General features: G+C 60.3%; 13 protein-coding genes and 2 tRNA genes. 4 read left to right on the top strand and 11 right to left on the bottom strand.

The genetic code is table 11. From position 1 onward, the window contains the following. Window positions 1-225: 225 nt before the first annotated feature. From ACYZT8_RS02465 to rnr, 11 genes are all read right to left on the bottom strand, one after another. The gene (locus ACYZT8_RS02465; RefSeq protein ID WP_461978957.1) at window positions 226-1,116 is read right to left on the bottom strand and encodes a transglutaminase family protein; all 891 of its coding nucleotides are present in this window, start codon (window positions 1,114-1,116) and stop codon (window positions 226-228) included. Then, window positions 1,116-3,602: a circularly permuted type 2 ATP-grasp protein gene (locus ACYZT8_RS02460; RefSeq protein ID WP_461978955.1), complete on the bottom strand. Its 2,487-nt coding sequence runs from the start codon at window positions 3,600-3,602 to the stop codon at window positions 1,116-1,118. The genes ACYZT8_RS02465 and ACYZT8_RS02460 overlap by 1 nt, the downstream gene beginning before the upstream one ends. Window positions 3,603-3,690: 88 nt before the next feature. Further along, window positions 3,691-6,966, bottom strand: coding sequence for a transglutaminase family protein (locus ACYZT8_RS02455; RefSeq protein ID WP_461978953.1), 3,276 nt, complete (start codon window positions 6,964-6,966; stop codon window positions 3,691-3,693). Window positions 6,967-7,266: 300 nt separating this feature from the next. Continuing rightward, on the bottom strand, window positions 7,267-9,570 hold the full coding sequence (locus ACYZT8_RS02450) for a YgiQ family radical SAM protein (protein ID WP_461978951.1): 2,304 nt from the start codon (window positions 9,568-9,570) through the stop codon (window positions 7,267-7,269). A 184-nt stretch (window positions 9,571-9,754) separates the two neighbouring features. Next, window positions 9,755-11,149 carry a replicative DNA helicase gene (gene dnaB, locus ACYZT8_RS02445; RefSeq protein WP_131058822.1) on the bottom strand — a complete coding sequence of 465 codons (1,395 nt, stop codon included), beginning with the start codon at window positions 11,147-11,149 and terminating at the stop codon, window positions 9,755-9,757. A gap of 120 nt (window positions 11,150-11,269) precedes the next feature. After that, window positions 11,270-11,716 (bottom strand): 50S ribosomal protein L9, encoded by a 447-nt coding sequence (gene rplI / locus ACYZT8_RS02440; RefSeq protein ID WP_003197251.1) that lies wholly within the window; start codon window positions 11,714-11,716, stop codon window positions 11,270-11,272. 19 nt (window positions 11,717-11,735) lie between these two features. Continuing rightward, window positions 11,736-12,629, bottom strand: a complete 894-nt coding sequence (locus ACYZT8_RS02435; protein WP_461978949.1) for a hypothetical protein — start codon at window positions 12,627-12,629, stop codon at window positions 11,736-11,738. Between the two features lie 36 nt (window positions 12,630-12,665). Beyond that, a complete protein-coding gene (gene rpsR, locus ACYZT8_RS02430; RefSeq protein ID WP_002551829.1) occupies window positions 12,666-12,896 on the bottom strand; it encodes a 30S ribosomal protein S18 in 231 nt (76 codons plus the stop codon). A 28-nt stretch (window positions 12,897-12,924) separates the two neighbouring features. After that, complete coding sequence (rpsF, locus tag ACYZT8_RS02425) at window positions 12,925-13,347, bottom strand: 30S ribosomal protein S6 (RefSeq protein ID WP_461978947.1); 423 nt, start codon at window positions 13,345-13,347, stop codon at window positions 12,925-12,927. Window positions 13,348-13,661: 314 nt separating this feature from the next. Continuing rightward, window positions 13,662-14,429, bottom strand: a complete 768-nt coding sequence (rlmB, locus tag ACYZT8_RS02420; protein WP_461978945.1) for a 23S rRNA (guanosine(2251)-2'-O)-methyltransferase RlmB — start codon at window positions 14,427-14,429, stop codon at window positions 13,662-13,664. Further along, window positions 14,426-17,056, bottom strand: coding sequence for a ribonuclease R (gene rnr / locus ACYZT8_RS02415; protein WP_461978943.1), 2,631 nt, complete (start codon window positions 17,054-17,056; stop codon window positions 14,426-14,428). The genes rlmB and rnr overlap by 4 nt, the downstream gene beginning before the upstream one ends. 224 nt (window positions 17,057-17,280) lie before the next feature. Here rnr and ACYZT8_RS02410 point away from each other — a divergent pair. From ACYZT8_RS02410 to ACYZT8_RS02395, 4 genes are all read left to right on the top strand, one after another. Further along, window positions 17,281-17,367: transfer RNA gene (locus ACYZT8_RS02410), tRNA-Leu, on the top strand. Between the two features lie 166 nt (window positions 17,368-17,533). Beyond that, window positions 17,534-17,620: transfer RNA gene (locus ACYZT8_RS02405), tRNA-Leu, on the top strand. Window positions 17,621-17,837: 217 nt separating this feature from the next. After that, window positions 17,838-18,848, top strand: coding sequence for an extracellular solute-binding protein (locus ACYZT8_RS02400; protein WP_461978941.1), 1,011 nt, complete (start codon window positions 17,838-17,840; stop codon window positions 18,846-18,848). Further along, window positions 18,848-20,413, top strand: a complete 1,566-nt coding sequence (locus tag ACYZT8_RS02395; RefSeq protein WP_461978939.1) for an ABC transporter permease — start codon at window positions 18,848-18,850, stop codon at window positions 20,411-20,413. Before ACYZT8_RS02400 ends, ACYZT8_RS02395 begins: the two co-directional genes overlap by 1 nt. The last annotated feature ends 102 nt before the right edge of the window (window positions 20,414-20,515 follow it).

The raw sequence follows: 20,515 nt of genomic DNA, 5'->3' as shown, positions 1-20,515 counted from the left end.
GCCCACCGGATCTGTGTCCAGGGTCAGCAGCGATGTTGCTGACCCTCACAGTCCCCTCTGAAATACCCCATCCCGAATTGACATGCACAGCCCCCTGTAGGAGTGAGCCTGCTCCGGGCGGCGTTCCGACGATTGCGGTGTGTCATTCAACATTCATATCGACTGACACACCGTAATCGCGAGCAGGTCGAATCGTCGCACCGTCGCTCCCACAGGGGATCTGCGTTAATCCAGTGGCATCACGGTGACTCGGACTTCCGGATCATGGCTGCCTCCCCCCAGAATCACCCCACGCAACGGCGAAACATCGGAGAAATCCCGACCCCAGGCCAAGGTGATGTGTTCGAGGGCAGGCTGCACATTGTTGGTCGGATCGAAATCGACCCAGCCCAGCACCGGGCAAAACACTGAAACCCAGGCATGCGACGCATCCGCGCCGATCAGTCGCGGCTGGCCGGGTGGTGGCTGGGTCAGCAGGTAGCCGCTGATGTAACGCGCCGCCAGGCCACGGGAGCGCACGCAAGCGAGCATCAGGTGAGCGAAGTCCTGACACACCCCGCGTCGACGTTCCAGCACCTCCACCAGCGGCGTCGCCACTTGGGTCGCTTCGGCGTCGAAGGTGAATTCGCTGAAAATCTTCTCCATCAATGCCTGGACGCCCAGCAACAACGGCTGCCCGGATGGAAAACAGCTTTCCGAAAATTCGACAAAGTTGCGTTTCAAATGCACGTAGGGCGATTCGAACCGGTAACGGCACGCTTCCAGCAACTCAGGGGAAAGCGGCTGGCTGCTGTAGGTCAGCGCATTGCGGGTTTCTTCCCACGCGGGGGATTGAGTGAAATCCAGCGTTGGCCGGGCCAGCACCTCGACGGTGAGCCGGGCGTTGACCAGCAATTCATCATGCGGCCGCTCGAATGCCAATCGGGTGAGCGGATTGCCAAATACATCCAGCTCGTCCCGGCGCGAGGTCGGGTCGGGACTGATCTGTAAATGCTGCTCGGTGCAGCGCTGCCAGGCGCAGGCCCGTGGCCACAGGTGCGCGAGTTGCTGGGCGAGGGACACCGGGCTGTCGTAGTGATAATGGGTGTCGTGGAGAATCTGGTAATGGGCGCTCATCAGACGGACACCGTGCGCTGGCTGACATCATCGACATGGGCGAAATGGCGCAAGGCCAGACGATCCGACACTTGCCCGCTGGCATCGGCGATCTCTTGCAGCAAATCCGCCAGACCGTTGATGGCGGCGCGAACGCTGACTTCGCCGAACAGTGAATTCTCCAGGCAGCCCAGATCGAAGCGCGCCAAGCGCTCCACCAGTTGCGGCAGACCCGCTTCGGGAGGCGCACCAAAATCGTCGTTCAAGCGTTTCAGCGTACGGGTCACCAGTTTCAACTGGAACAGCACCGCGTGAGGGTTTTGCTCGTCGAGCAGCAAAAGATCGAGTACAGGAATCAACTGCGCCACCGCCAGATACCGCGAACGGTAAGTGATGCTGCTGTTGCCCAGTTCCAGCAGCCATTCCAGCCCGGCCTGATCAAAGGCGCCGGCTCCTCGCAGAAACGCTGCCAGGCTGGCGCTGAGAAATTGCAGTCGCTCGATCCGTCGACCAATCATCAGGAAGCGCCAGCCTTCATCCCGGGTCATGTCGTCCAAGGCAAAACCGGACAGCGCCGCCAGGGACATCACCAAGCGGTTGAGGAAATCCAGCAACTCGCCGAAATCCGGTTCTTCGGTTTCCAGCTCCATGGCTTCGCGTTGCAATTCGACCAGCGCCTGCCAGTTTTCCCGCGAGAGCTTGCCGCGTACTTGCGAGGCGGCCCACTGTAAACGCTGAAGGTTGGAGCGCAGGCTGAACGGCCAATCATCGCCCAGTAGCGCGGCCAACAATCGCTCGGGCAACTCGCCTTCGTCCGGCAACAGATTCAGTCGCTCGCCGAGATCGACCGCCGCTTCCAGGGCTTGCGGATCATCGCCATCGACGTAGCGCGCCAGCATGATCCGCAGCAGTCGCGCACTGTCATCACACCGCTCGCAATAGCGGCCAAACCAGAACAGGTTCTCCACCACCCGTGACGGCAGGTACGGATCGCGTCGAACCAGGTCATGCACGCCGATCGTGCGCTGGGTTTTCCATTGCTCGCCGCTGGGAGGACGATCCCCCAATACCCAGGTGTCCTTGCTCGCACCGCCGCGCTGCATCGACACCACTTCGGCATCCGCCTCGGCGGCCACCCGGGTCAAACCGCCGGGCAGCACTCGATAACCGTCGCGACTGGCCACCGCATACACACGCATACCGATGGCTCGTGGTTGCAGTTGACCGTCCTCCGCCTGCCAGATCGGTGCCTGGGACAATTGCGCCAATTCTTGCGCGACATAGGCATAAGGTCGTGCCTGCATGCGCTCAGCCAAGGCCTGACGCTGTTTTTCACTCAGATCGCGGCCAAACACGGGAGCAAAGCTTTGCGAAGGGAAGGCTGGTTTGATCAGCAATTCAGGCAGTTTCTCCAACGCTTGGGCCAGCACCGGCGCTTCGCCGCACCACCACGTCGCGATGGAGGGGAGGATCAGTTCTTCGCCGAACAGGAATTGATTGATCTTCGGCAGAAAGCCCAGCAGCCCCGGCGACTCCAGCACGCCGCTGCCGAGGGCATTGGCCACCAGCACCCGCCCCTGGCGCACGGCTTCGAGCAAGCCCGGCACACCGAGGGCCGAATCGGTCCGCAGCTCCAATGGATCGCAGAAGTCATCATCGAGCCGACGCATGATCGCGTGAACCCGACGCAGGCCACTGAGGGTTTTAAGGTACACCGTGGCATCGCGCACCGTGAGGTCGCCGCCTTCCACCAGTGGATAACCGAGCTGGCGCGCCAGGTACAGATGTTCAAAATAGCTCTCGTTGAAACGCCCCGGCGTCAGCAGCACGATCAACGGCACGTCATCATCACTAGGGGCCTGACGGGCGAGGGTTTCCTGAAGCGTGCGGAAGAACCCGGCCAGGTGCTGCACCTTCAAATCGCGGTACAACTCGGGAAAGGCCCGGGACACGATGGTGCGGTTTTCCAGCGCATACCCGGCACCGGATGGCGCTTGAGTTCGGTCCGCCGTCACCCACCAGCGGCCGTCCGGCGTACGCGCCAGATCAACGGCATACAAATGCAGAAAGGCCCCGTCCGGCGGCGTAATGCCCTGACAGGGCCAGAGGAAATTGTTGTGACCGAATACCAGTTCAGCCGGCAGCAGCCCTTCGGCAATCAAGCGCTGCGGACCGTAAAGGTCAGCCAGCACGGCGTTCAACAGTCGAGCCCGTTGGGCGATCCCCGCCGATAACTGTTGCCACTCATCCGCGGCAATCACATGCGGCAGCAGGTCCAGCTCCCACGGCCGATCGGCGCCCTTGGGGTCGGCGTAGACGTTGTAGGTCACGCCGTTTTCCTGGATTTGCCGGGTCAACAGTGCCTGACGCTGCACCAATTGCGCTGGCGTGCTGCGTTGCAACTGCTCGAACAACCGGCGCCAGTGCGGGCGCACGGCGCCGCTGTCGTCGAGCAGTTCGTGATAAGTGCCCGCCGTGAGCGGGTAGCGGTCAAGCAGGTCAGGCATGGAAAGCTCGGCAGACAGCAAAGAACGGTCAGACTAACGCAGGCTCATGACGCCCGGATATACGAAAAATCCGAGCGTCGCGTACGGTTTAGAAACGTCGTAAATCGAGCGTCATCGGCAGCTCGTCGTTAATGTCCAGAAGCGGTACAGGCAGTTTCCCCGGGCTGTGTCCGATGCGAAAGAAACGCGCCATCCGCCGGCTCTCGGCCTCATTGGCATTCACCGGCAAACTGTCGTAGTTGCGCCCGCCCGGATGGGCGACGTGGTACTGACACCCTCCCAGCGAACGCTGCATCCAGGTGTCGAGCAGGTCGAACACCAGCGGCGCATGGACCGGGATGGTCGGTTGCAGGCAGTTGGCCGGTTGCCAGGCACGGAAGCGCACGCCAGCGACGAACTCGCCGACCCGTCCGGTCGGCTGCAATGGCACTGGAACGCCGTTGCACGTCAGCAAATAACGCTGCGGCGACAAGCCGTTGAGTTTCACTTGCAAGCGCTCCAGGGACGAATCCACGTAGCGCACCGTGCCGCCGACCGCGCCCTCCTCGCCCAGCACATGCCACGGCTCCAGCGCCTGTCGCACTTCCAGTTCGATGCCGCTGACGGCGTAATCGCCGACCTTGGGAAAGCGAAATTCCAGGTGCGCGGCAAACCACTCCGCTCGCACGGGATAGCCGGCGGCATTGAGATCGACGATCACATCGGCGAAGTCCTGCTCGATAAAGTGCGGCAGCAGAAAGCGGTCATGCAATTCAGTGCCCCAGCGCGCCAGTTTCGGCGGCGCATAAGGCTCGCGCCAGAATCGCGCCACCAGTGCCCGCAGCAACAACTGCTGCGCCAGGCTCATACGCGCATGCGGCGGCATTTCAAAGGCTCGCAACTCGAGCAAGCCAAGACGCCCCGTCGCGCCATCGGGCGAATAGAGTTTGTCGATGCAGAACTCGGCGCGGTGCGTGTTGCCGGTCACGTCGATCAGCAAGTTGCGCAGCAACCGGTCAACCAGCCATGGCGCGCACTCCTCACCCGGTTCCGGCATTTGGGCGAAGGCGATTTCCAACTCGTACAACGCATCGTTGCGCGCTTCATCGACGCGCGGCGCCTGGGACGTCGGGCCGATGAACAATCCGGAAAACAGGTAGGACAAGGACGGATGGTTATGCCAGTAACTGATCAGGCTGCGCAGCAGATCGGGACGGCGCAGAAACGGTGAGTCAGCCGGCGTCGCGCCACCCAGGACGAAATGGTTACCGCCACCCGTGCCGGTGTGCCGGCCATCGATCATGAATTTCTCGGTGGTCAGTCGGGTCTGGCGTGCTTCTTCGTATAGAAATTCAGTGCGTTCGACCAGCTCATCCCACGTGGCGGACGGCTGCACGTTGACCTCGATCACCCCCGGATCGGGGGTGATGCGGAAGTTGCTCAGGCGCGGATCGCTCGGCGGCTCGTAGCCTTCCAGCAGCACGGGGCAATGCAGTTCCTGGGCCGTGGCCTCGATTGCGGTGACCAGCTCCAGATAGTCCTCGACCCGTTCCAGCGGCGGCATGAACAGGTACAACCGGCCTTCCCGAGCCTCGGCACAGAACGCGGTGCGGGTCAGCCAATCGGCGGATTCATCGACCTCCAGATCCCGCTCGACCGCTTCGGCCGACGCGCCCGGACTGTTCAACTGCTGAGTGTCTGGAAGTGCGGGGAATTCCTGGTTGGGGTCATTCGGGTAGATAAACGGATACTCGGCCGCTTTCACCCAGGGTTGCGAACCCAGCGGCAAGCGATAACCCAGCGGCGAATCCCCCGGCACCAGTCGACAATGCTCGTCGCGCAAATACCAGCGACCGCTTTGCCATTGATCACCCTTGGCGGTGCGCGCCAGCGGCAAGACCTGACCGATCACCTTGTCCAGGCCCTGGCTGAAGACTTTACGCAGGCGCGCGCGCTCCAGCGGTTCTTCGAGACGTGAGTCTTCGGCGCTGACGTTCTGCGGCAACGTACCTTCGCGCCAGAGGTAGTAGAAATTGTCTTCGTAGGCAGGGAAAACGAAGCGCGTCGGAATTTTCAGGCGTTCGGCGACACTCGACAGAAAACGCCCGGCCAACTCGCCGTCGGCGCCGTAGTCTTCCTGTTCATCGGCGATCAGCGCGCTGTTGTGCCAGATCGGCACGCCATCGCGGCGCCAGTAGCAATTGAGCGACCAGCGCGGCAGTTGCTCGCCGGGGTACCACTTGCCCTGACCGAAATGCACCAGCCCTTTGGGCGCGTAGTGCTTGCGCATGCGCTGGAACAGCTCTGCGGACAGACGACGCTTGTCCGGCCCGAGCGCGGCGGTGTTCCACTCGGCGCCGTCCGGGTCATCGATGGAAACGAAAGTCGGCTCGCCGCCCATGGTCAGGCGCACGTCGCCTTCCAGCAGGTCGGCATCGATTTGCCGGCCCAGTGCCTGGATCGCCAGCCACTGGTCTTCGGTGTAGGGCTTGGTGACCCGCGGCGCTTCCCAAATCCGCTCCACGGACATTTCGTGGGTGAATTCGCACTCGCACGGTTCCACCAGGCCACTGATCGGTGCCGCAGAGCCGGGATCGGGACTGCACGCCAACGGAATGTGTCCTTCACCAGCAAAAAGCCCTGACGTCGCGTCCAGGCCGATCCAGCCGGCACCCGGCAAATAGACTTCGCACCAGGCGTGCAAATCGGTGAAGTCCACTTCAGTGCCCGAGGGGCCGTCGAGGCTTTTGACGTCGGCGGTGAGTTGAATCAGGTAGCCGGAGACGAAACGCGCCGCCAACCCGAGGTTGCGCAGCAATTGCACCAGCAACCACGCCGAGTCGCGGCAGGAACCGGAAGCCTGCTCAAGGGTGTGCTCGGGTGTTTGCACCCCCGGCTCCATGCGGATCAGGTAGCCGATGTCTTCGCTCAAGCGCTGGTTGAGTGCCACCAGGAAATCCACGCTCGGCAGCGGCGTGCGGTCAATGCCGTCCAGATAAGCCTTGAACGTCGGCGTCAGGGGCAAGGTTTCCAGGTACGGCGCCAGTTCTTTGCGCTCGTCCGCGGCGTAGGTGAACGGGATCTTTTCTGCGTAGGGTTCGAGGAAGAAGTCGAACGGATTGAAGACCGCCATCTCCGCCAGCAGATCGACCTCGATCCGCAGTTCATCGGTTTTCTCCGGAAACACCAACCGCGCCAGGTAGTTTCCCTGGGGGTCCTGCTGCCAGTTGATGAAGTGCTGCTCGGGCGAGACTTTCAGCGCATACGACAGTATCCGCGTGCGACTGTGGGCAGCCGGGCGCAGGCGAACGATCTGCGGACCGAGCTCGACGGCGCGGTCGTAGCGGTAATGCGTGACGTGGTGCAATGCGACATGAATCGACACGGCGTGCCTCCTGCGAGCCTTAAGCGTATTGGAAAGCGCGCAAGACTTATGCCATCCAGCGGCGCTGGCGCTTTCTTCGGTTGCTTGAGGCAGTACAGCACCAAAATCGGGCGATGCGGGAAATTGGTTGGGAGGAGTTGCACGGAAATGTTGCGAAGAGAGGCTTGATCGTTCCCACGCTCCCGCGTGGGAATGCAGCCCGTGACGCTCCGCGTCACTGGACGCGGAGCGTCCCTTGAGGCATTCCCACGCGGAGCGTGGGAACGATCAGGTTGGCGTTCTGTTCAGCTCAAGCGAGGCTTAGCGCGGCACAACCGGCTTGCGCGCAGGTTTGGGACCTTTGCCTTTGGCCGCATCCTTGCGCTCCTTGGCCGCCTGCTGGTTCCGGGCGAATGCCGCCGCCTTGGCCTGTTCACGCTTGTCCCACGGATTGCCGCCATCGCTGGCACGCGGCGGCAGGCCGGTGTGCTGGGTCAGGATCTTGGTGGTTTTTTCGCCAGCCACTTTATGGCTGCCGGCCGGTGTCGAGTTCTTGCGACGAGCGCTCTGGTAGCTGTCGGTCGCCGGCTGGTGCAGCGGGATCAACTGATTCTTGCCCGGCCCGATCAGGTCGGCGCGGCCCATGCGGGTCAGCGCTTCGCGCAGCATCGGCCAGCCTTTCGGGTCGTGATAACGCAAGAACGCCTTGTGCAGACGACGCTGCTCTTCGCTCTTGACGATGGTCACGGCGTCGCTCTTGTAAGTGACCTTACGCAGCGGGTTCTTGCCCGAGTGGTACATCGCGGTGGCGGTGGCCATCGGCGACGGGTAGAACGCCTGCACCTGATCGGCACGGAAGCCGTTGCCCTTGAGCCACAGGGCCAGGTTCATCATGTCTTCATCGGTGGTGCCCGGGTGGGCGGCGATGAAGTATGGAATCAGGTACTGCTCTTTCCCGGCTTCCTTGGTGTACTTCTCGAACATGCGCTTGAACTTGTCATAGCTGCCGATGCCCGGTTTCATCATCTGGTTGAGCGGACCTTCCTCGGTATGTTCCGGGGCGATCTTCAGGTAACCACCGACGTGGTGAGTCACCAGCTCCTTGACGTATTCCGGCGACTCGACCGCGAGGTCGTAACGCAGGCCGGAAGCGATCAGGATCTTCTTCACACCCGGCAAGGCCCGGGCGCTGCGATAGAGCTGGATCAGCGACGAGTGGTCGGTGTTCAGGTTCGGGCAAATGCCGGGGAACACGCACGACGGCTTGCGGCACGCGGATTCGATTTCCGGGGTCTTGCAGGCGATGCGGTACATGTTCGCGGTCGGGCCGCCGAGGTCGGAAATGACGCCGGTGAAGCCTGGCACCTTGTCGCGGATCTCTTCGATTTCGCGAATGATCGACTCTTCGGAACGGTTCTGGATGATCCGGCCTTCGTGCTCGGTGATCGAGCAGAAAGTACAGCCGCCGAAGCAGCCGCGCATGATGTTCACCGAGAAACGGATCATGTCGTAGGCCGGGATTTTTTCCTTGCCGTACGCCGGGTGCGGGACTCGTGCGTAAGGCATGCCGAACACGTAGTCCATTTCTTCGGTGGTCATCGGAATCGGCGGTGGGTTGAACCAGACGTCGACTTCGCCGTGCTTCTGCACCAGCGCACGGGCGTTGCCCGGGTTGGTTTCCAGGTGAAGCACGCGGTTGGCGTGAGCGTAAAGAACGGCGTCGCCACGGACTTTCTCAACCGACGGCAGACGGATCACGGTCTTGTCGCGGGTCATTTTCGGGCTGGCCAGAATCTGCACAACCTTGGCTTCGCTTGGATCTTCAACCGGACCCTTTTCCTGCTCGATGGCGCAGGCCTGGGTGTCCTGGGTGTTGACGTACGGGTTGATGATCTTGTCGACCTTGCCCGGACGGTCGATACGCGTGGAATCGACTTCGTACCAGTCTTTCGGCGTATCGCGACGGATAAACGCAGTGCCGCGTACGTCGGTGATGTCTTCGATCTTGTGACCGTAGGACAGGCGCTGGGCAACTTCGACGATCGCACGCTCGGCGTTGCCGTAGAGCAGGATGTCGGCGCAAGCGTCGATCAGGATCGAGTTGCGCACCCGGTCCTGCCAGTAATCGTAGTGGGCGATGCGGCGCAGGGAGGCTTCGATGCCACCGAGTACGATCGGCACATCCTTATAGGCTTCCTTGCAGCGCTGGCTGTAAACCAGGCTCGCGCGGTCCGGACGTTTGCCCGCCATGCCACCGGGGGTGTAGGCGTCGTCGGAGCGGATTTTCTTGTCGGCGGTGTAGCGATTGATCATCGAATCCATGTTGCCGGCCGCGACGCCGAAAAACAGGTTCGGCTCGCCGAGTTTCATGAAGTCGTCTTTGGACTGCCAGTTTGGCTGGGCAATGATCCCGACGCGGAAGCCTTGCGACTCCAGCAGCCGGCCGATGATTGCCATACCGAAAGACGGGTGGTCAACGTACGCATCACCGGTGACGATGATGATGTCGCAGGAATCCCAGCCAAGCTGATCCATCTCCTCCCTGCTCATCGGCAGGAATGGCGCTGGACCGAAACATTCGGCCCAGTACTTGGGATAGTCAAATAACGGCTTGGCTGTTTGCATGACGATGACCGGTGTTGAGATGAAAAATCGCGGGCGCGGAATATAGCACAAAAAACAACCAATTCCGACGGCTATGGTCGGAAATCGGCGGCGCGCCCATCGCGGGCAAGCCCGCTCCCACAGGTACAGTGAAACCCTGTGGGAGCGGGCTTGCCCGCGATGGGGCCCGTTCAGACGACGAGAATTACTCGTCGTCGAAGTTGTAGCTGCCCGGCGCGAGGTTTTCGAAGCGGGTGTACTTGCCGATGAACGCCAGCCGCGACGTGCCGATCGGGCCGTTCCGCTGCTTGCCGATGATGATCTCGGCGATGCCTTTGTGCTCGGTTTCCGGGTGGTATACCTCATCCCGGTACACGAACATGATCACGTCGGCATCCTGCTCGATCGCTCCGGATTCCCGGAGGTCGGAGTTGATCGGGCGCTTGTTCGGTCGTTGCTCCAGGGAGCGGTTGAGCTGGGACAGCGCCACCACCGGGCAGTTGAATTCCTTGGCCAGGGCTTTCAAGGAACGAGAAATCTCGGAAATCTCGTTGGTCCGGTTGTCGCCGCCCGAACCCGGGATCTGCATCAACTGCAGGTAGTCGATCATGATCAGGCCGACATCGCCGTGCTCACGGACTAAACGCCGGGTCCGCGCGCGCATTTCCGAAGGGCTGATGCCCGCCGTATCGTCGATAAACAGCTTGCGATCGTTAAGCAGGTTGACCGCGGAGGTCAGGCGCGGCCAATCGTCGTCTTCCAGGCGTCCGGCGCGGACCTTGGTCTGGTCGATACGGCCCAGCGACGACAACATACGCATGATCAGCGATTCGCCTGGCATCTCCAGCGAGTAAACCAGTACGCACTTGTCGCTGCGCAACACGGCGTTTTCCACCAGATTCATCGCAAAGGTGGTTTTACCCATGGACGGACGGCCGGCGACGATGATCAGGTCGGAAGGCTGCAGGCCGCTGGTCATCCCGTCGAGGTCGGTGTAACCAGTCGACAGGCCAGTGATGGCGTTGTCGGTGTTGAACAAAGTATCGATGCGGTCGATGGCCTTGGTCAGCAGGTCATTCACGCTCACCGGGCCGCCGGTTTTTGGCCGGGCCTCAGCGATCTGGAAGATCTGCCGTTCGGCTTCGTCGAGGATCTCTTCAGCCGTGCGGCCTTCCGGGTTGAAAGCGCTGTCGGCAATTTCGGTGGCGATGCCGATCAACTGTCGTAGCGTCGCCCGCGCGCGGACGATCTGCGCATACGCCTTGATGTTGGCGACGGACGGCGTGTTTTTCGCCAGCTCACCCAGGTAACCGAGGCCACCAACTTGCGAGGTCTGACCTTCCTTGTCCAATTGCTCGGCAAGGGTCACGACGTCGATCGGGGAGTTCTGGTCAGCGAGCTTGGCGATCGCGCGGAAGATCAGGCGGTGGTCATGTCGATAGAAATCGCCGTCCGACACTTGATCCAGCACGCGTTCCCAGGCGTTGTTGTCCAGCATCAAACCACCGAGCACGGCCTGTTCGGCCTCGATGGAATGCGGCGGCACCTTCAGGGAAGCGGTTTGTAGATCGTATTGCTCGGGAGCGGAGATATCGTTCATGGCCACTTGGTTTATTTGAGAAAAGCAGGGAGTTCAGAAAGACAAAGGGCACGACCTGTAAACAGGATCGTGCCCGATGTTACCGGCAAGCACCCGAGGGTGCCAGCCGACAAGTGCTGCTTAAGCTGCTACCACGACAACGCGTACGGTGGCTTCAACTTCGGCGTGCAGGTGCACGGCTACGTCGAATTCGCCTACGTTGCGGATGGTGCCGTTCGGCAGACGAACTTCGCTTTTTGCAACTTCAACGCCAGAGGCGGTCAGTGCATCAGCGATGTCGTGAGTACCGATCGAACCGAACAGCTTGCCTTCGTCACCAGCGGTGGCAGTGATAGTCACTTCCAGCTCAGCCAGTTGGGCGGCACGGCTTTCAGCCGAAGTTTTACGGTCTGCTGCGGCTTTTTCCAGCTCAGCGCGACGCTCTTCGAACGCAGCCAGGTTGGCAGCGGTCGCAGCGGTAGCTTTGCCGTAAGGCAGCAGGTAGTTACGACCGTAACCAGCCTTAACGTTTACTTTGTCACCCAGGTTGCCCAGGTTGGTGACTTTTTCCAGAAGGATCAGTTGCATGTGAAAATCCTCTTAACTTTTAACCTTCACCGTTCGCGCTATCGGCGTCTTTCGGCGCCGAACGACCGCGAAAATCAATCAGGCTGTCGACGATGGCCAAGACCACCAGCAACGGATAGATCAGCTGCATGAACAGCAACAGCGTGACGTACAACCCCACCAGCCAGAACCTGGCCAGTCGCTTTTGCGCCACCAGCCCGTGAATCAGGGCCAGCCCGGCGAACACCAGCGGTACGCTGCACAACGGCGTCAACATGGCCATCTGTGGACCGATGTTCGGCCCCAGAAGCATGAACGCCAGCAGCAACATCGCTGGTAAAAGCGGGAATCGGATGGCGCGAAACTCGCGACCAAAACCACCCGGGTTGTACAACAACGCCTGCCAGTAGCGCCCGACAAGCAGGCTCAGCACACTGACGATTTGCAACAAGGCCGCAATCAGGCCGGTCAGGACCGGTGCAATCAGGGACGCAAAATGCGCTTGCTCGTCTACCGACAACTTCTGGTAGACATCACCGAGGAGCGACGGCATGACTTTTATCAAAGCCTGCGCCAGCATCTCGATTTGGGGAGCAAAAACTGTCCCCAGCACCACTGCAAACACCACTCCCATCGCTATGCTGACCAGCAGCACGCGGTTCCAGGACTCGCTTGCGCGCAAAACCAACGCAAGGCTCGAAGACCCCAGCAGCACCAGAAGTGCCCGTGGGTCATCGGAGTAAAGCCACCAGATCAACGCCGGCAGCAGTCCCAGAGCAAGTACGCCAATGGCGTCCTTCAATCCGCGCCGCAGAAGCACGAGGCATCCAGCGGCAGCACCCAACCAATACAACAACGGCAATATTGCGCATCCGGCCACTACCAGAGTGGCCTGCATACGGCCGCGCATGATGAACTCAGCTAAGGCGCGCATGCATTCAATCCTTTGCTACGTGTCGACTGCCCGGTCTCAGCGGCCGTGGCTGTCGGTGTAGGCCAGCAGGGCCAGGAAGCGGGCGCGCTTGATAGCGGTGGCCAGCTGACGCTGATAACGAGCTTTGGTACCGGTGATGCGGCTTGGAACGATTTTGCCGGTCTCGGATACGTAGGCTTTCAGAGTGTTGAGATCTTTGTAATCGATCTCTTTCACGTCTTCAGCGGTGAAGCGGCAGAATTTACGACGACGGAAGAAACGTGCCATTTGATAGGCTCCTTAAAAGGTCCGTGGATTACTCGTCAGCGTTATCGCTGGCGTCGCTGTCATCACTATCAGCGCTTTCAGCGCCTTCGTGCTCAGGACGGTCGCGACGCTCACGGCGCTCACTGCGGTTTTCTTCAGCCTTGAGCATCTCGGATTGGCCGGTAACGGCTTCTTCGCGACGGATGACCAGGTTACGGATCACTGCATCGTTGTAGCGGAAGTTGTCTTCCAGCTCGGCCAGGGCCTTGCCAGTGCACTCAACGTTCAGCATCACGTAGTGAGCCTTGTGAACATTGTTGATTGCGTAGGCCAGTTGACGACGGCCCCAATCTTCCAGACGGTGGATTTTGCCGCCGTCTTCTTCGATCAGCTTGGTGTAACGCTCTACCATGCCGCCGACTTGCTCGCTTTGATCCGGGTGGACCAAAAAGATGATTTCGTAATGACGCATGAATGCTCCTTACGGGTTGTAGCCTGCCGCTCAAAAGCGGTCAGACAAGGAGTGAATGACACTTATGGACTTGCTTGCGATAGACACATGAGTGCCTGCCGTCACAGCAAGGGGCGCAATTGTAGAGAAGGGACAGGAGAGGTGCAAGGCAATTGGTGATTATTTGAGCAGTTCGCTCACTCACCCATTTTCGCCACACCACAAACCACTGTGGGAGCGAGCTTGCTCGCGATGAGGGCATCACATTCAATATTTATGCTGAATGTTACACCGCTATCGCGAGCAGGCTCGCTCCCACAGGGATTACAACTGACTTAAGACTTTTTGGTGGCTCCAGCAGCTTTTACGCTGCGCTGGCGCTGCGCCTCGAACAGGCACACTCCAGTAGCCACGGACACGTTGAGACTGCTGACACTACCGGTCATCGGCAAGTGCACCAGGTAGTCGCAAAGATCGCGAGTCAGACGACGCATGCCGCTGCCTTCCGCGCCCATGATCAGGATGGTCGGTCCGGTCATGTCTTGCTGATACAGACTCTGCTCAGCCTCGCCCGCCGTACCGACGACCCACAAGCCGCGCTGCTTGAGTTTTTCCAGGGTGCGCGCCAGGTTGGTCACGGCGACCAACGGAATCACTTCCGCCGCGCCACAAGCGACTTTTCGTACGGTCGGGGTCAGGGTGGCTGACTTGTCCTTCGGCACGATCACCGCCAGCGCGCCGGCCGCATCGGCCGAACGCAGGCAAGCGCCGAGATTGTGCGGGTCGGTCACGCCATCAAGCACCAGCAGCAGCGGTGCGCCTTCGGTGCGATCGAGCAGCTCGTCGAGCATTGCTTCGCCCCAGACCTGGCTTGGACTCACGTCCGCGACCACGCCTTGGTGCACACCATCAACCCAGGCATCCAGCTCGCGACGCTCGGCATTACCGACGGCCACGCGGTTTTCGGCAGCGAGCTCGATCAGCGTCTGCACACGCGGATCACTGCGGCCTTCAGCCAGCCAGATCTGCTTGACGCGTTTCGGGTGGTGACGCAGCAATGCTTCTACCGCGTGCACGCCGTAGATCTTTTCCAAATTACTCATGACTTGGCCTTAGGTTTACGCGCCCCGCCGCTTTTGGCTGGAGCCGAACCCGCTTTCGGCGGGCCTTTACGGTGTTTGCTTGGCTTGCTGCCGGGAGCCTTGTCAGGCGCCGACCGTCCGGTCTTTCCCCCAGACGCCGCTTTACCGCCGCTTTTCGCTTCAGACAGCAACGCCTGTTTCAATTCACGGCTTTTACGCAGCTCGGCATTCTTCGCCGCGGCATCGCTTGGGCGATAGGCTTCGACAGCCTTTTCCTTGGCAGGACGACGACCGGTTTTCGCCGGTGCCGGCTCTGCAGCGGTTTTAGCTGCGGACTTGGCAGCTGGCTCAGCCTTTTCAGTACCGCGCTTCTTGCGACCGATCGGCGCGCTGATGGTTTTTTCAGCCATCTCGAAGTCGATCTTGCGTTCGTCGAGGTCAACGCGCATCACACGCACTTCAACGGTGTCGCCAAGGCGGAAGCTGCGACCGGTACGCTCACCGGCAAGGCGGTGATGCACAGGGTCAAAGTGGTAGTAATCGCCCGGCAGCGCGGTGACGTGCACCAGGCCTTCGACGTAGATATCGGTCAGCTCGACGAACAGGCCAAAACCGGTCACGGCGGTGATCACACCCGGGAACGATTCGCCCACGCGGTCTTTCATGAACTCGCACTTGAGCCAGTTCACCACGTCGCGGGTTGCTTCGTCGGCACGGCGCTCACTCATCGAGCATTGCTCGCCGAGCTGTTCCAGCGCCGCTTCGTCGTACGGATAGATGCGCGCTTTCGGAATGGTCATCGCGCCGGCACGGCGAACGTGCGGCGTGTCCTGCTTGGAATGGATCACACTGCGGATCGCCCGGTGCGTGAGCAAGTCCGGGTAGCGACGGATCGGCGAGGTGAAGTGGGTATAGGCTTCGTAATTCAGGCCGAAGTGGCCCTGGTTATCGGCGCTGTACACCGCCTGGCTCAACGAGCGCAGCATGACGGTCTGGATCAGATGGAAATCCGGACGGTCCTTGATGCTGGCCAGCAAAGCCTGGTAATCCTTCGGCGACGGGCCGTCCTTGCCTTTGTGCAGGGACAGGCCGAGCTCGCCGAGGAAGGCGCGCAGCTTTTCCAGACGCTCCGGTGGCGGACCATCGTGGACGCGATACAGCGCAGGGATTTCGTGCTTTTTCAGGAATTCGGCGGTGGCCACGTTGGCCGCCAGCATGCATTCCTCGATCAGCTTGTGCGCGTCGTTACGAACGGTCGGACGGATCTCGGCAATCTTGCGCTCGGTCCCGAAGATAATCCGGGTTTCCTGCGTTTCGAAATCGATCGCGCCACGTACGTGACGAGCAGCCAGCAGAACCTTGTACAGCGCATAGAGCTGCTTGAGGTGCGGCAGAACGTCGTTGTATTCACCGCGAAGCTGACGCGCCTCGGTGATTTTCGGCGTTTCCAGCATGGCGCTGACCTTGTTGTAGGTCAGGCGAGCGTGGGAGTGAATCACCGCTTCGTAGAAGCAGTAGTCGGTCATCTCGCCGGATTTGGAGATGGTCATCTCGCAAACCATGGCCAGGCGATCGACGTGCGGGTTCAGTGAGCACAGGCCGTTGGACAGCTGCTCAGGCAGCATCGGCACTACGCGCTCAGGGAAATACACCGAGTTGCCGCGAACCTGGGATTCGTTATCCAGGGCCGAACCGATTTTCACGTAGCTGGAAACGTCGGCAATCGCCACGTACAACTTCCAGCCGCCGGAGAACAGGCGCAGTTTGCCCGGTTTGGCTTCGCAGTAAACCGCGTCATCGAAGTCGCGCGCATCTTCACCGTCGATGGTTACGAACGGCAGATGGCGCAGGTCTATACGCTTCTCTTTGTCTTTCTCTTCGACTTCAGGCTTGAGCTTGGCGGCTTCTTTGAGCACTGCCTCAGGCCAGACGTGAGGAATATCGTAGGTGCGCAAGGCAACGTCGATTTCCATGCCCGGTGCCATGTAATTGCCCACGACTTCAACCACGTCGCCTTGCGGCTGGAAGCGTGGCGTCGGCCAGTGAGTAATCTTCACTTCGACGAATTGACCGACGTGGGCATTGGCGTTGCGACCCGGGGTGACCAGCACTTCTTGCTGGATCTTCGGATTGTCGGCAACGACGAAGCCGATACCGCCCTCTTCGAAGTAGCGGCCGACGATGGTCTCGTGGGCACGGGAGACCACTTCGACGATCATGCCTTCGCGGCGACCGCGACGGTCGAGGCCGGAAACACGGGCCAGGGCACGGTCGCCGTCGAACACCAGACGCATTTGCGCCGGGCTCATGAACAGGTCGTCACTGCCGTCGTCCGGGACCAGGAAGCCGAAGCCGTCACGGTGACCGCTGATGCGGCCGAGGATCAGGTCGAGCTTGTCCACCGGCGCATACGTGCCGCGACGGGTATAGATGAGTTGAGCATCGCGCTCCATGGCGCGCAGACGGCGGCGCAGGGCTTCGATCTGGTCTTCTGTGGTCAGACCAAACTCTTCGACCAGTTGCTCGCGGTTAGCAGGCGAACCCCGATCAGCAAGATGCTGAAGGATCAGTTCGCGGCTAGGAATAGGGTTTTCATATTTTTCCGCTTCACGAGCGGCCTCGGGATCGAGGGACTGCCAATCGGCCATTAGAGAGTTTTCACCTTGTCTATATGCGGGTTAGTTTGGCATAGGCGTAATGAAACGGGAAATTTCAGGCTGTGACAGCCCATCTAAAGCCTTATATCGACCGCGCAAAGCTGATTTAAATGCCGTTGGTAAAATTTTCCAGGTTTTTTTGATGTCGGGGGTTTACAGTTAAAAAGACGCTCCGTATAGTGCGCGCCATCGACGACGGAGACGTTGCCGATACTGCCCAGATGGTGAAATTGGTAGACACGCCAGCTTCAGGTGCTGGTGACCGCAAGGTCGTGGAAGTTCGAGTCTTCTTCTGGGCACCAATTCAGAGCTTGAGATTAGATCAATTTCAAGGCTCACACAAAAACCCGCGAAAGCGGGTTTTTTGCATTCTGAGGTTCTGATTTATTAAAACCAAATCAGGGGTTTACAGATCAAAATGCTCTCCGTATAGTGCGCCACATCAACAGCGGCAACGCTGAAGATTATGCCCAGATGGTGAAATTGGTAGACACGCCAGCTTCAGGTGCTGGTGACCGCAAGGTCGTGGAAGTTCGAGTCTTCTTCTGGGCACCAATTCAAATTCAAGGTCACGATCTTGAATTTCACAAAAACCCGCGAAAGCGGGTTTTTGCGTTTCTGGCATCCGAAAACAATCTCCCCCACTGAGAAACACACGACCTGTAGCAGCCGCTCTAGCAAACGCTTCCCAGCCCCGCAAGGCGCACTTGAGAAACAATATCGTTTATCATTGTTTCAAGTTTTTGCAATGCGACAGTGAGGAACCCTGCGAATGATGTTTCGAAATACCCTGCGCCGAGGCCTGACCTTCACCCTCCTCGGCCTGGCCCTCGCCACTCCCCTCACCCAGGCTGCTGACCCGGTTTCCCTGACTCTCTACAACGGCCAACACAAGGAAGTCGGCGACGCCATCGCCAAAGCCTTCGAAGCCAAGACCGGCATTCACGTCAACGTACGTAAAGGCAGCAGTAACCAGCTCGCCAGCCAGGTCGTTGAAGAAGGTGATCGCTCCCCTGCCGACGTGATCTACACCGAAGAATCGCCACCACTGAACAAGCTCGGCGAACAAGACCTGCTGGCCCAGACCGATGCCGCCACCCTTGCCGTTCTGCCGAAAGACTACGTCGCCGGCAATGGCACCTGGATCGGCATCACTGCCCGGGTTCGCGTCGTCGCGTTCAACCCGAAACTGATCGATGAAAAAGACCTGCCCAAGTCGGTCATGGAATTCTCCGATCCGAAATGGCAAGGCAAGGTCGGCTTCGTGCCTACCAGCGGCGCGTTCCAGGAACAGGCCGTGGCAATCATCAAAGTGCACGGCATGGACGCGGCCGAAGAATGGCTGACCGGGCTGCGCGCGTTCGGCAAGACTTACAGCAACAACATGGTTGCACTGAAGGCCGTGGAAAATGGCGAAGTCGCCACCGTGCTGGTGAACAATTACTACTGGTTCGCCTTGCAGCGTGAAAAAGGCCAGCTCGATTCGAAACTGCATTACTTCACCGGCGGCGATGTCGGCGGGCTGATCACCGTTTCCAGCGCCGCGGTGCTGAAATCCAGCAAACATCCAAAGGAAGCCCAGCAATTCCTCGCCTACATGGCCAGCGAAGAAGGTCAGCGCGTGATCACCCAGACCACCGCCGAATACCCACTGCACAAAGGTATGCAATCCGATCGCGGGCTCAAGCCATTCAGCGAACTCGAGGCACCGAAAGTTACCCCGGCCGACCTCGGCAACGCCGAAGAAGCCCTGGACCTGGAACGTGACGTTGGCTTGAACTGATGAGCGCTTCGTTATCCGCCCCCGCCTCGCGCGGGGGATACGTGCCACGGCGCAAGCGGCCGTCGATCTGGCTGCTGCTGCCGGTTTTGCTGTTGGTGGTGCTCAGCCTTTTGCCGCTGGCGTATGTCGGGCTCAAGACCTGGCAGGCCGGTTGGGCCGAAGCATTGCACCTGCTGTGGCGGCCTTACGTGTTCGGGCTGCTGCGCAATTCGCTGGCGCTGATGGTCGGCGTGACGGTCGCTTGCGGCGTGATCGGCTTGTCCCTCGCCTGGTTGCTGGAACGCAGCAATCTGCCGGGACGGCGGTTGTGGGGCGTGATCCTGTGCTTGCCGTTCGCTGTGCCGGCGTTCGTCAGCAGTTTTACCTGGGTGTCCCTGAGCGCGCATTTCGAAGGCTTGGGCGGGGCGATCCTGGTGATGACCCTGTCGAAGTACCCGCTGATATTTCTGCCCGTTGCGGCAACCCTGCGCAATCTCGATCCCTCTCTTGAGGAGTCCGCACGGACCCTGGGGCAGAATCGCTGGGGCGTGTTTTTCAGAATCACCCTGCCGCTGCTCTGGCCGTCATTACTGGCCGGCTCGCTGCTGATCGCCCTGCACATGCTGGTGGAATTCGGCGCCCTGTCGATCATTGGCCTACAAACTTTCACCACCGCGATCTATCAGCAATTTGAACTCGAATTCAGCAACGCCAACGCGGCGATGCTGTCGGCGGTGCTTCTGGCGCTTTGCCTGGTGCTGCTGTGGCTTGAGCTGCGCGTACGCGGCAAAGGTCGGCATGTGCGCACCGGCCAAGGTGCTGCGCGGCGTGCGGAGCAGGTTCGATTGGGGCCGTGGACGGTTGCCGGACAAGTTTATTGTCTGGCGCTGGCAATCATCGGCAGCGGTATTCCGCTGGGGATGCTCGCGTACTGGCTGGCAGTGGGATCTTCGGCGGCATTCCCGGTGGCGGCGATCAGCGAGGCGCTGCTGTCCTCCCTGGCGTTGTCACTGGGTGGCGCGGCGCTGTGCCTGGCGCTGGCGGTGCCGGTGGGACTGCTGGTGGTGCGTCATAAAGGCCGATTGGCGATCTGGGCCGAGCGCTTGCCCTATCTGCTGCACGCGCTGCCAGGTCTGGTGATTGCGCTGACGCTGGTGTATTTCGCCCTGCACTACGTGCCGGCGCTGTACCAGACTTCAGCACTGCTGCTGATCGCCTATGCGCTGCTGTTTTTGCCACTGGCTCAGGCGCCGATTCGTACTGCACTGAACAAGGCCGCGCCGCAACTGGAAGAGGCGGCACGCACGCTGGGGGCGTCGTCCTTCAACGCGTTTTGTCGGGTGACGCTGCCAATCATCTTCCCGGCGCTGGGTGCGGCGTTCGCGCTGGTGTTTCTGGATGCGATGAAGGAACTGACGGCGACGCTTTTGCTGAGTCCGACCGGGCTTAATACGTTGGCAACTGAGGTGTGGGCGCATACCGCGAACGTGGAGTTTGCGGCGGCGGCGCCTTATGCGGCGTTGTTGATATTGGTGTCGGGGTTGCCGGTTTATCTACTCACGACACGGATGTATCTGAGTCGCTGAAGCCGCTATCGCGGGCAAGCCCGCTCCCACAATGTTCTCCAGTGAACACACAATGTGTGCTCGACAGAAATCACTGTGGGAGCGGGCTTGCCCGCGAAGGCG

The sequence above is a fragment of the Pseudomonas sp. LB3P93 genome (assembly GCF_054898025.1).
The sequence above is the reverse complement of the archived record's forward strand: the minus strand, read 5'-3'. Positions and strand labels throughout refer to the sequence as shown.

Excerpts from the sequence above, each read along its gene's own strand:
- rnr (WP_461978943.1), bottom strand. The coding sequence starts at position 17,056 with ATGGCCGATTGGCAGTCCCTCGATCCCGAGGCCGCTCGTGAAGCGGAA.
- ACYZT8_RS02465 (WP_461978957.1), bottom strand. The coding sequence starts at position 1,116 with ATGAGCGCCCATTACCAGATTCTCCACGACACCCATTATCACTACGAC.
- ACYZT8_RS02435 (WP_461978949.1), bottom strand. The coding sequence starts at position 12,629 with ATGCGCGCCTTAGCTGAGTTCATCATGCGCGGCCGTATGCAGGCCACT.
- rpsF (WP_461978947.1), bottom strand. The coding sequence starts at position 13,347 with ATGCGTCATTACGAAATCATCTTTTTGGTCCACCCGGATCAAAGCGAG.
- rplI (WP_003197251.1), bottom strand. The coding sequence starts at position 11,716 with ATGCAACTGATCCTTCTGGAAAAAGTCACCAACCTGGGCAACCTGGGT.
- ACYZT8_RS02460 (WP_461978955.1), bottom strand. The coding sequence starts at position 3,602 with ATGCCTGACCTGCTTGACCGCTACCCGCTCACGGCGGGCACTTATCAC.
- ACYZT8_RS02400 (WP_461978941.1), top strand. The coding sequence starts at position 17,838 with ATGATGTTTCGAAATACCCTGCGCCGAGGCCTGACCTTCACCCTCCTC.
- rlmB (WP_461978945.1), bottom strand. The coding sequence starts at position 14,429 with ATGAGTAATTTGGAAAAGATCTACGGCGTGCACGCGGTAGAAGCATTG.
- dnaB (WP_131058822.1), bottom strand. The coding sequence starts at position 11,149 with ATGAACGATATCTCCGCTCCCGAGCAATACGATCTACAAACCGCTTCC.
- ACYZT8_RS02395 (WP_461978939.1), top strand. The coding sequence starts at position 18,848 with ATGAGCGCTTCGTTATCCGCCCCCGCCTCGCGCGGGGGATACGTGCCA.
- rpsR (WP_002551829.1), bottom strand. The coding sequence starts at position 12,896 with ATGGCACGTTTCTTCCGTCGTCGTAAATTCTGCCGCTTCACCGCTGAA.
- ACYZT8_RS02450 (WP_461978951.1), bottom strand. The coding sequence starts at position 9,570 with ATGCAAACAGCCAAGCCGTTATTTGACTATCCCAAGTACTGGGCCGAA.